This window comes from Streptomyces sp. NPDC017520 (assembly GCF_044329855.1).
Taxonomy (GTDB): Bacteria; Actinomycetota; Actinomycetes; order Streptomycetales; family Streptomycetaceae; genus Streptomyces.
Genome location: NZ_JBIRKB010000009.1, coordinates 375,423 through 386,699, shown reverse-complemented (window position 1 = coordinate 386,699; position 11,277 = coordinate 375,423). Strand labels below are relative to the sequence as shown.

The 11,277-nt window shown below is 68.4% G+C and carries 8 protein-coding genes and 1 pseudogene; 4 read left to right on the top strand and 5 right to left on the bottom strand.

What is annotated here, in order from left to right; all coding sequences use genetic code 11:
- Positions 1 to 131 precede the first annotated feature (131 nt).
- Both ACH4KB_RS23590 and ACH4KB_RS23585 read right to left on the bottom strand, forming a co-directional pair.
- Positions 132 to 551 carry a RacP protein gene (locus tag ACH4KB_RS23590; protein WP_398067860.1) on the bottom strand — a complete coding sequence of 140 codons (420 nt, stop codon included), beginning with the start codon at positions 549 to 551 and terminating at the stop codon, positions 132 to 134.
- Positions 552 to 553: 2 nt separating this feature from the next.
- Positions 554 to 1,555, bottom strand: a pseudogene (locus tag ACH4KB_RS23585) (DUF6192 family protein).
- A 554-nt stretch (positions 1,556 to 2,109) separates the two neighbouring features.
- On the opposite strand from ACH4KB_RS23585, the gene ACH4KB_RS23580 reads away from it, so the two are divergent.
- From ACH4KB_RS23580 to ACH4KB_RS23565, 4 genes are all read left to right on the top strand, one after another.
- Entirely contained in the window at positions 2,110 to 2,583 is a 474-nt protein-coding gene (locus ACH4KB_RS23580) for a transposase (RefSeq protein ID WP_398067859.1), read from the top strand.
- Positions 2,584 to 3,349: 766 nt separating this feature from the next.
- Positions 3,350 to 3,742, top strand: a complete 393-nt coding sequence (locus tag ACH4KB_RS23575; protein WP_398067858.1) for a hypothetical protein — start codon at positions 3,350 to 3,352, stop codon at positions 3,740 to 3,742.
- Between the two features lie 112 nt (positions 3,743 to 3,854).
- The gene (locus ACH4KB_RS23570) at positions 3,855 to 5,231 is read left to right on the top strand and encodes an IS1380 family transposase (protein ID WP_398067857.1); all 1,377 of its coding nucleotides are present in this window, start codon (positions 3,855 to 3,857) and stop codon (positions 5,229 to 5,231) included.
- 579 nt (positions 5,232 to 5,810) lie between these two features.
- The gene (locus ACH4KB_RS23565; protein ID WP_398067856.1) at positions 5,811 to 7,589 is read left to right on the top strand and encodes an acyl-CoA dehydrogenase; all 1,779 of its coding nucleotides are present in this window, start codon (positions 5,811 to 5,813) and stop codon (positions 7,587 to 7,589) included.
- Positions 7,590 to 7,654: 65 nt separating this feature from the next.
- Here the strand turns inward: ACH4KB_RS23565 and ACH4KB_RS23560 are convergent, their stop codons facing one another.
- From ACH4KB_RS23560 to ACH4KB_RS23550, 3 genes are all read right to left on the bottom strand, one after another.
- Positions 7,655 to 8,290: a hypothetical protein gene (locus ACH4KB_RS23560; protein ID WP_398067855.1), complete on the bottom strand. Its 636-nt coding sequence runs from the start codon at positions 8,288 to 8,290 to the stop codon at positions 7,655 to 7,657.
- Positions 8,290 to 9,063 carry a sulfotransferase gene (locus tag ACH4KB_RS23555; RefSeq protein ID WP_398067854.1) on the bottom strand — a complete coding sequence of 258 codons (774 nt, stop codon included), beginning with the start codon at positions 9,061 to 9,063 and terminating at the stop codon, positions 8,290 to 8,292. The genes ACH4KB_RS23560 and ACH4KB_RS23555 overlap by 1 nt, the downstream gene beginning before the upstream one ends.
- 1,017 nt (positions 9,064 to 10,080) lie before the next feature.
- Positions 10,081 to 10,773, bottom strand: a complete 693-nt coding sequence (locus ACH4KB_RS23550) for a TetR family transcriptional regulator (RefSeq protein WP_398067853.1) — start codon at positions 10,771 to 10,773, stop codon at positions 10,081 to 10,083.
- Positions 10,774 to 11,277: the final 504 nt, after the last annotated feature.

The following is an 11,277-nucleotide window of genomic DNA, read 5'->3' as shown; positions in this document are numbered from 1 at the left end:
GGGGGTTGTCCTACCGCCCCCCTGTTGTGTTTTGTTTGGGGGGGGGGGGGGGGGGCGCCCCCCCCCCCCCCGCGGGGGCCGGGGGGGGGGGGCCCCCCGGGGGGGGGCGGCCCCCCCCCCGCGAGGAAGGGTCAGGCGCTGGCGATGAGGTCGAGGGTGGACTCGATGGAGTTGAGCTGGGCGACGATGTGCTTGACCCACTTGTCGTTCGGATGGGCGGCGGCGTGCGGGGCGACGGTGCCGGTGATGAACCGCCGGAACTGGGTCAGCTTCTCGCCCACGACCTGCCGTTCGTAGGCTTCCAGCGCGGCCCGTTCCGCGCCGAGCTGATAGCCGTCGAGACGGTTCCAGATCAGCGGCGGCCAGCCCTTGGACGCGGCCTCGTCCTTCAGCGCGGCCAGGCCGGATCGGACCTGGTGAGGGGAGAGCGCGCTCGCGCGGACCAGCTGATGGAACTCCAGACCGGCCGGTCGGGCCTCGAACAGGACGAAGCGGACGGTGTCCGCGTGGCGTCTGGCCGCGTCCCCTTTGCGCCGGGAGGCGCGGGGCACGACTACTCGCCCCGCAGGATCGCCGCGAGCTCGTCGTCCATGTCGACCTTGCCGGTGTCGACTGCCGTTTCGATCCAGTCGAGGGTCGCTTTCACCTTGGCGACGTTCTGGTGGACGATGGTGCGTTCGTCCTCCGACAGCAGGCGGTCGCGCAGGCCAGGGACGGTCCGGCCGGCCGCGGCGACGAACGCGTGGAAGGCGGTGACCAGGTCGAGGAACTCCACCGTCCGGTCGATGTTGCGGACCGCCGGGGCGACGGGGTTCGTGCGCTCGAAGTGGTCAAGGGCTTGCCGACTGCGCTAGGCCTGGGCAGAGTTGACCTGGAAGCGGGCGGTGTCATCGCTCATCGCCTTGAACGCGACGTCCGGCCTGCGGAGCAGACTGGTCGCGGCGGTCGTCGCGACCTGCTCGTCGCGGGTGAATTCCTCCACCACCCGGACCTTGTCCTCCGAGGACACCTTGGCCGCGACCTGGGGACGCTTCAGGAAGTCGGTGGTCACCGCGGCCGCGACCTCGGCGTCCCGGGCCAGCGAGTGGATCGCGGTGACCTTCTCCTGCGGCGTGATGGGCGTCTCGACCTGCTGGCCAACCTGCCGATTGGCGTCGTCCTTGGTCCAACGGGCCTTTCCGTCCGGCAGCGTCAGGATCGTCGCGAACCGCCTCTCCTCGTCCTCGATACTCGCCAGCGACCGGTGGACCGTGTAGGACGCGAGCTCGGGACGGCGTCGTTCCTTCGGCCACCGCGACGCCACCCACCTGGCCGTCTTCACCGTGGAGAACCTCAGGCCGATGTCCTCGGCCAGGCGCCTCAGCGATTCCTCGACCGTGTACTCGCTGTCCCCGGTTTCGCCGCCCCGCTGCCGCATCGGTTCGACCTCCAGGGCCCGGTCCCCGATCGTGAACTGGCCTCGGGTCTGCTGTTCGACTACGTCTCGCAGCTCGGCCACGATCTGCTCGTAGCGGGACTGGCTGACGGCGCCGATGCTCTCGTTTTCCTCGGACATGGCTTTCACCATCCAAGTGCGGTCCAGGGCAAGGCACTTGGGGCCATGGCAGGACAGGGACCGCATCTGTTCCCGAGAGTCGGACCGGAAATACGAAGATCACAAGGAATGACCGCAATTGACCGATCCGTGAACGGAACTGGTCCAAGGATGCGTTCGCTCAGTGGTCACTGTGCACGATCCGCGTACGGATCCTTCCGCTTCCGCCAGCCCCTCACGACGCACCGCCGCGAGCAGAACCGGGCGTCCGAACGGCGGTCGACACCCGCCACCCAGCGGGCCCCGCACTCGGGGCACTCGACCAGGCCGGCCTCGCCCCGGACAGCTGCCAACCTCTTACGCAGCCGCTTTTCCTTGCGCCACTGCCTGAAACGACAGACCGACGAGCAGAACACCGCCTCGGGCCGGGCGTCCGGCCTCAGCCGTTCACCACACGCCCGACAGTCCCTCCCTCTGGCCCTCTCAGCACCCTCAGACACCGGTCCAGGCTAGGGCGCAAATCTACCCAGAACCTTGGATCGAAAACAGCTACTTACAACCAGGCTGCCTTCGCCGTGGACTGGGATGCCAAGACAGTGACCTGCCCAAACGGCAAAACATCCCGCCAGTGGCGGGACGCATTCTCCATCCGTGACGCTCCGATCATTCGGATCGCCTTCTCACCCACCGACTGCCGGCCCTGCCCCGCCCGGCCCCAGTGCATCAGCTCCAACCGCGCCATCAAGCGAGAGATCACCCTTCGACCCCGCGCAGAACACGAAGCGATCCAGCAGGCCCGCGCCGCCCGGGGAACACCCGAGTGGCGGGAACGCTACGCGGCCCGCAATGGCATCGAGGGCACCATCTCCCACACCGTTCATACGGCTGGCCTGCGGCAAAGCCGCTATCGAGGGCTCGCCAAGACCCAGCTCCAGCACCAGCTCACCGCAGCCGCGATCAACCTCGCCCGCCTCGATGCCTGGACCGCGGAAAGGCCCCTGGCCCACACCCGGACCTCCCACCTGGCAGCACTCCGTCCCGCCGGATGAACTCCGACGGGACGAAGTGCTCAACGCTGGGCCCCGAATTCGGGGTACCGGTAAGAACGCTGTCATCAGCCGCAAACGGCGGTGATCTTGCGCAGGTGTCCCCCGCATGGGCGAGTCCGGGGCCGTACGGCTGCGCGGGGTGAGGCCCCGAGAGGACGATCGACGACCGTGGCCCGTACCCCTTTGGACTTGGACGATCTGGTCGCCGCGGATCATCGCCAGAGTGCGGTGAATAGATGTTGAATCGCAGCTCTGCCACCTGGTTGGTTTTGTCCTGGGACCTGCTACCGCCCATGACCTGAAAGCCGGCGCAGTTGCTCCCCGTCTCGGACTGGCAGGCCACGGGGGCTATCTGGTCCTGAGAGACCATGACCTCCTGTGAACCGTCTGTTCTCATCCCCGCAGGAATGGTCGCCTTACCGGGAAGCGCCATCCGCATCTGGTCGCTGGTCAACGTCGACGGGGCCTTACCCCCCTCGCTTGCACCTGACCCGCAGGCGACCAGCGCCAACATTAAGATCCCGGCACCTATCGTCCGTCGTCCGATGGTGATCATCTGAAACTCCCTCGTCGGAATCTGTCTCACGGTCGACACCACTTAACCTCGGGCTTTCATGACGGTTGTTCGATTAGCCTCTTGGCCAGTTGCTTCCACTGCCTGTGATCTGGGCCGTTACATTTCGGCCCGGTCGTCATCTTGGCCACGGTGCTTTCACCTGTTGGGTGACGCATCCATCCGGCGTGGAACAGCTGGCAGGCTGTGTTCATGGACATGGAGGCGCTCAGCGCAGATGACTACGAGTCGGTGCACCGGGCAAGCCGAGGTTTGGCGGCGCGATACGGGATGTTGACGCTCAACGCCATGATGGAGGCGTGGGAGGCGTTGGTGGAGGATACGGAAGAGGGGTTCGACGCCGAACTCATCTGGAAGTACGCGGACAGGCTTCGCTGCCGTCGCTGGCTCGCGGAGGCATGGCCCGTGTTCACCGACAGGATTCGGGCCGCGCGGCAAGCGGAGCTCGACACCCTGGATGCCCGCTTCCAACTGGCTACCGTGCCCCTGAACGGCCAGGCAGACGATGCGCGATGGCACTCCCGGCGACCGCGCCTGATCGAGGGCGAAACTTTGCTGGAACTGCCTGGATCCTGGGTCCTGTGACACGTCTGAGCTGATATTCAGCCGCCGGTCAGACCTTCCGGAGAACGCCTCTGAACTGGGAAAATAGGGCTTGTCTAGGGTCCTGCCCACCCCAAAGAGAGGCGCTCTCCAGGTGAGGAAGCGTAGCGGGATATACCCGCGTGTCCGTATCGAGAGCGGCGGTCACGGGGTGGTCTCCCAGGCCGGTGCGGTGCTGTTGGTCGAGACCGCCCGCAAGAGTGGACTCGATACTGCGATATCGGCGGCGCTCGCGCCCTGGCGACGCCCTCGGACGGTGCACGATCCGGGCAAGATCCTGCTGGATATGGCGCTCGCAGTCGCGCTGGGCGGGGACTGTCTGGCCGATGTTGGCATGCTGCGGGCTGAGCCTGCCGTGTTCGGGCCGGTGGCCTCCGACCCGACCGTCTCCCGTCTGGTCGACACCCTCGCCGCTGCCGGGACGAAGGCCCTGGACGCGATCCGTACCGCTCGGGCCGATGTCCGCGAGTATGTATGGCAGCTGGCCCGGAACCAGGCGCCGGACAAGGACGGCCACGTGATCGTGGACCTGGACGGAGTGCTGGTACTGGCGCACTCCGAGAAGCAGGACGCGGCCGCAACCTGGAAGAGGACCTACGGGCACCATCCGCTGATGGGCTTCGTCGATCACGGATGCGGCGGCACCGGGGAGCCGGTGGCCGCCCTGCTGCGACCGGGGAACGCGGGCTCCAACACCGCCGCCGACCACATCACCGCTACCCGGCTCGCCCTGGCCCAACTTCCCCAGCGGCATAGGCGCGGCCGGTCCACGCTGATCCGCACCGACTCCGCAGGCGGCACCCACGAGTTCGTGGCCTGGCTCGCCCAGCGCGGCAGGTGGTTGTCGTACTCGGTTGGGATGACCATCACCGAGCAGATTCACCAGGCTGTCCTGAAGGTCCCCGCCTCCGCCTGGACGCCCGCCGTCGAACCGGGCGGCGAAATCCGCGACGGCGCCTGGACTGCCGAGCTCGACGGCGACGTCCTCAAGGGCTGGCCAAAGGGAATGCGGCTGATCGTCCGCAAGGAACGACCACATCCCGGCGCCCAGTTGCGCTTCGTCGACGCAGATGGGCTGCGGCTCACCGCCTTCGCCACCAACACGGCAGACGGGAGGATCACCAATCTCGAGCTACGGCACCGTCAGCGCGCGAGGGCCGAGGACCGCATCCGGGCCGCACGCGCCACCGGTCTGCGGAACCTGCCCCTGCACGACACCGCGCAGAACCAGATCTGGCTGGAGATCGACCAGCTCGCCCTCGACCTGCTGGCCTGGCTGCCCATGCTTGCCCTGACCGGTAAACCCCGCCTCTGGGAGCCCCGCCGCTTGCGGCTGCGACTGTTCTCCGCCGCCGCCCAGATTGTCACCACCGCCCGCCGCCGGCACCTCCGGTTCGGCCGTCACTGGCCCTGGACCGATGTGATCACCAATGCGGTCCAGCGACTCACGGCTCTCCCGAACCCCGGCTGACCAGCAGCGCCACCCGCCCGAACAAGCCTGATCACCCCGCCGGAAATCGTGGAACCCGGCGCCTACCCGACGCGACAGCCGGGCCCTCACCGCACCCGCAACCAGCCACGACAGCGAAACGGCCCGCCGGATGTTCCGACGGACCGTCACGAAAGATCGAGGTTAACGCGGCTTGCCGCATCGTCGCCCCGGCAATGCCGACACTCCTTTACCTTGAGGTCTCCAGTGACGTACGCCAAAGCCGCGCTTGCCAAGGCGACAGCTGCAGCCGAACTGCCTCGACCTGCGAAGTCTGCGGAGTAGAGCAGCCGTTTGCGGCTGGTGACAGCCTTCTTACCGGCACCCCAATTCGCCAACAGCATCCCCTGACACGACGCAGGGCCGCTCCGCACCCCGTTCGCGGGTACGCGGAGGGGCCCTGGCTGCATTTTGCGCGCCGGATCGGTCCGCTCGTGCTCGGCGGCCGCCAAGTCAGGTGAAAGCGAGTGACGGTGCGGGTACCTACCGTGTTTTCGCCCAGCTCAATCGTGTTGATCATCACCCCGTCAGACGCGATCGATCAGGCTAGTTTTCTCGGGTGTGACTGACTCTCAGATTCCGGATACCGCACACGCCTCCACCGCCCTCGCCGACGCCCTGTTCGCCGGTCAGCTGGGCACGACTCACGAGCGATGGAGGCACCTCTTCAGCTCCGCCCCGTTCCGCTTCGAGGAGGGGCTGACCCACCGAGAACGCATAGACCTGAGCTACGCCCGACTCCGCCTGCTCAACGAGGCCGTGGAGGCACCGCAGGTCCTGGCGAACGATCCGGCCGAACTCACCGCCATCCACGAGTGGGCCGGTGCGGTGGACCCGGGCATGGCGACCATCGTTGCCATCCACTACAACCTCTTCTTCGGCAGCCTGGCAGACCACGAGACGGCCGGGCGCGACCTGAGCGAGTACATCCGCGCAGACCGCATCGGGACTTTCCTCTGCACCGAGATCGCCCATGGCAACGACGCCGCGCAAATGGAGACCACGGCGACATACGACCGGGCGACACGCGGGTTCGTGCTGAACACCCCCACACCCGCCGCGGCGAAATTCATGCCCAACACCAGCCCGGCCGGAGGGGCGAAGGGGGCCGTCGTCGCGGCCCGCCTGATCGTCGACGGCACCGACCACGGCGTCTTCCTGTTCCTGACACCTCTCAGCGACCGCGACGGCAGCCCGTTGCCAGGTGTGGAGGTGCGGCCGCTGCCCCAGACGGCCAGCAGCCCCGTCGACCACTGCGCCACGACGTTCCACCACGTCCGCCTCCCTCACAGCGCCCTCCTCCAGGGCGACCACGGCCACCTCACCCCCACCGGCGAGTTCACCAGCACGCTCGGCAGCCCCCGCCGACGATTCCTCCAGTCCATCGGACGAGTCACGATGGGCAAGCTCTGCATGACCGCCCACAGCCTCGGCGTCATGCGTCACGCTCTCGACATCGCCATGCGCTACGCCCACACCCGGGTGACCTCGGGTATGACGAAGGGGCAGCGGGTGCCGTTGATCGCGCACCGCGGGCACCACACGCCCCTGCTCGACGCCGTGGCGACGACCTACGCCGCCACGCTGCTCCAGCGGTCGGTCGTGCGGCAGTGGGACCGGGCGAGCGGGGAGGAGCGTGAGGCGTACGAGCGGCTGACGGCGATCAGCAAGGCGTGGATCACCTGGCGGGCCCGGGCGGTCATGACCGAGTGCCGCGAACGGTGCGGCGCCCAGGGCCTGATCCAGGCGAACGGCATCGCGTTGCAGCTCGCCTCGATCGAGGGCACGATCACGGCCGAGGGTGACAACACGGTGATTATGCAGAAGGCCGGGGGTGAGATGCTGCTCGGCGGTGTCGACCTCAAACCGGAGAGCGAGATCGCGGCCGAGGACCGGGAGTTGGCCGACCCCCAGTTCCTCCAGGACCTCCTGGCCGACATCGAGCGCATCTCCCACACCCGCGCGAAGGCCCGGCTCAGGAAGCGCGCCTCCTCCCCGCTGGCCCGTTGGAACGCGTCGGTGACGCCCGCCGTGGCGCTGGCGGACGCCCACGTCCACCGGCTCGCCGCCGAGTCCCTGCTGACCGCCTCCAGCCAGGTTCCCTCCGGGCTGCCGACGGACCTGCTGCGAGGGCTGCATGCCCTGTTCGCGCTGCGCCGGGTCGCCGCGCACAGCGGTGACCTCCTGGCCCGGGGGCGGTTGACGGCCGATCAGGTCGAGGAGCTGCCCGATGCGGTCGACGCGGCCCTGGGCTTCCTGGAGCCGCACGCGCTGACCCTGACTCGCGCCTTCGCTGTGTCCGAGGCGCTACTGGAGACGCACCCGATGCTCAGCGCCTGACCGGCACCACGGGGGAGACAGGCTTCCCGGCCGCCGAGCAGGCGGCGGCCGGGCGGACGGGTCGGTCAGAGGTACAGGGACCGGTGCATCTCGTACATAAACGCGTCGCCGGTGCTGAGAGCGTTGCAGAACTGATCGCGGTAGGCCTCGTACTCGGCGTACTGCGCATCGTTAAGGAAGATCTCCCGCTCCGGTCCGGCTGGTGCCGCTTGCTCCAGGGCCGCGAGCAGGGCGGGGGGCGCCGGTATCTGCAACGCCCGCAGGACCCGGCGGAAGTTGTCGACCAGGTCCCGCTCCCGTGGCTCCCTGATCTCTTGAAGCGCGCCGGACAGCGGCCCGCCCAGCTCGTTCTCGGCCCCTTCGAGCAGCGCGAGGCACGCTGTCAGGTCGCTGATGCTCTCGACGCCGACCTCCACCCCGTACAGGCTGATCAGCTGCTCGCCCTCGGGGCTGTGGAGGCGGTAGCCCTCCGACTCCCGGCGGACCCTAGCGAGTTCGAAGGCGGTCGGCGTGTGCCAGCTCAAGAACTTGGGCATCGTCGCCTGAATGGTGCCCCAGCCCTCATAGGCGCGGCGGATCGTCTCGGCCTGGCCCTCCGGCAGGTAATCGAGGTGGAGGTAGTACAGGGAGTGGAGGAGGGGTTCCTCCATCTCCAGGAACCGCGTCATGAACACCGGGTCCTCCGGCATCAGAATGTGCATCACAGCTCCTCAGCGCCAGGTTCGAAAATGAGTGTCAGGACGCTCCCGCCGGTGGTCCGCGAGGTCAGCAGGTGCGCGGTCCCGCCGCCGAGCGCCGGGTGGTGCAGCGGCAGGGACGCGCCGTCGAGCCCGCTACCGCTCTCCTCGATTCCCCGCAGCCGGGAGTCGTCGGCAACCTCGGACAGGAGGCTCAGAGCAGCGACGTCCCGCTGCGCGCGGTGGCACATGAGCTTGACCTCGGTCAGCAGGCGCGGCGCCCATGCCTGCTCCCAATCCAGCAGGACCTTCTCCGCGTCGGCGCTGAACAACGCCCAGTGCCACAGGTTGGCCGGCGGTCCGCCCTCGGGGAAGAGCGCCGCGAAAGCGGCGTTGGCGGCCATCCGGTGCCCGTCAGGCGTGATCGCGCACGAGATCTCGCGTTGACCGTCTATCAGGCGGCTCAGGTACGGCGAGGGCGCCGCAGAGGGCGGCACCGGCTCGGTCCGGAACAACTCTAAGTGCCCGATGGCGGTGTCCTCGGGGCTGAAGCCGAGCAGCTGCGCCAGGCGCAGGTAGAGGTCCGGTGAGGGGCGCAGTCGGCCCGCACGGATTTTCTGGTACGTGCCCGCGCCCCCCTGGAGCGCGGTGTCGACGTCGACCTGCCGGACGTGCTCGGATCCGCGGCTGCCCCGGCCGAAGGGGAGGGAGTAGGGTTCGAGCCCGAGCTCCTTCCGGGTCCGCCGACCCCGGTAGCGCTCCATCAGTCGCTGGTACTCGCGCTCTACTCCCGGCACTGCTCTCCCCCTCTGTAGCAGCCCGGGGTCGTACGCACAGACTGTGCGCCCGCCAATGGGCCGTTGCCATCTCGTCACCTGCCCTGAACGATGGAGAGATCAAACCATGTGCATGGTTTGGTTTGTAACCCGGGCAGTGTCATGCGTTTCACGCAGAGCAAACCCCCACTCCCGCGCCCCGACCTTCTCGACGGGCGGCGCCGCCGATCCCTCGGTGGTCGGGGGCCCTTCGTGATGACGTTGCGTAACGACATGAGGAGTGCTGCTGTGACTCTTGCCCCCCGGACACGAATCGGTCGACGGTGCGCACGAAGACGCTCCCGACGTCGGCCTCCTCGCGGACGGGCCGTTGGTAGTACCGCCGAGAGGCGGGTGCCCGCACCTGCGCGGCGCCACGGCGGACCAGACCAACGGCCAGGATGGGCAGCGCCTGAGGGCGTCGGGCCCCGCCCCGGTGGTGGAGCTGCCGGGGGGAGTTCAGGCGCGGGTGGTGGTCGACCCGGGACTCGCGGGGAGGCTGTCCCTCGTCAGCCGGGACGCCGCACGGCACTGGCCGGGCTTCCGCGAGGGCACCCGGAGCATGGACGGGTCATCGCCGCATGAATCGGCACCCACAACGCCCTGAACAGTTACGGTGACGGCCATCGGCAACTGCGGGCGCCGATCGCCGCTGTGCCGCTGCGCTTCGCCGTCCGGCAGTTCGAAGACGCCCGGAGCGGGGAGCGGTTCGAGGAGGGAGAGCCCATCCTCATCCGCCTCGCCGGCGCCAACACCGACTCCGAGACGTACGCGGACCCTGAGCGGTTCAACGCGCAGCGCGCCGACGGGTCACGGAACCTGGCGTTCGGCAACGGCCGTACCCCGACGCCCGACTGGCAGCGGCGCCGGAAAACCTCCCGGAACCCTCGTCGTTCATTTCCGACGGCTACACGCCCATCCCCGGCCGCCTGACCTGAGCACACACAGAGACGGGGCCGCGAGGGACTTCTCTCGCGGCCCCGTCTCCTTGAGATCAGGTCAGGCCGGGCTGCCCGTCGCCGACGCCATGGCTTCGAGGCCCTGGATGTACTCCTCGGCCCAACGGGACTGCCGCACCAGAAGGTCGCCCCGCTGAACCGACATGTCCAGCTTGAGGGCTGTTTCCGCCGTGACGATGCCCTGCACGATCACCGCATTCGCCTGCGCGATCTTCTCCGGCAGCCGGTGGTAGTCCAGGCGGGCGTGCTGGTCGGTCCCCGAGTAGAGCATGACCCATGCCTCCGCAGTCAGCGCCGGATCCACGCCCGGCTGGAGCTCGCCGAACTCCTTGGCCTGCTCGATCAGCTGAGTGACCTGGGGGGTGTAGAGCCGGATCAGGTGGCCGTAGAAGTCGGGGTGGTCCTGTTCGGTGGCGAGTCTTGCGGCGGCTTTGACGACCGGAACCACGGGAGTGAGCGTGGCCAGGGCGATCGAGGCGTCCACCACGCTCTGGATGCGCGGGATCCGCGGCACGGCCGCGTCCATCGTGAAGCCCTCCGTCACCACCGCCGTGGCAGCATCGGATTTGCCCAGGTTGAAGTAGTGATAGAACGCACCACGGCCGACACCAGCCAGCGTCGTGATGTCCTTCACCGTGGTCCGGTAGTAGCCCTTCTCAGCGAAGACCCGTGCGGCGGCGGCCACTAGCTCCTGCCGCTTGTCTATGGATCGCCGCTGGACCGGTTGCCGCACTGTCGTCTCCTGTTTCCGCTGCACTGCAGCAGCGGTCTGCGTCCAGAGCCCTCGGCCGCGCCCGGCAACCGGAGCCGTCATCACAATCAGTTACACCGAGGCTGGTGAAACTCTAACCACCAACCATAGCCGCACTAGAAGTACGCACACTATGTTCTCCGTTGATCTATCACCGGCCCCCTGGAAGAGTCGGCCCCGAACCAGTCACAGTGTTCGGTCTGCCAGCCGGACGGGTGGCAGACGCAGTGGAAGCGCAGCAACCAGATTCGGGATCAAACTGGGTGTCTGGTCTGTGCCGTCTCGCTGAGGAGACAACAGGGGACTTCTTCCTGTGCCTGCCGCCTGTGACGACGTTCGACTCCAGCCCGAGCCAGCGTTCTGTGGCGGGGGGGGGGGGGGGGGGGGCGGCCCCCCCCCCCCCCCCCCCCCCGGGGCCCCGGGCCCCAACCCCCCCCCCCCCCCCCCGGGGGCGCCCCCCGCCCCCCCCCCCCCCCCCCGGGCCCC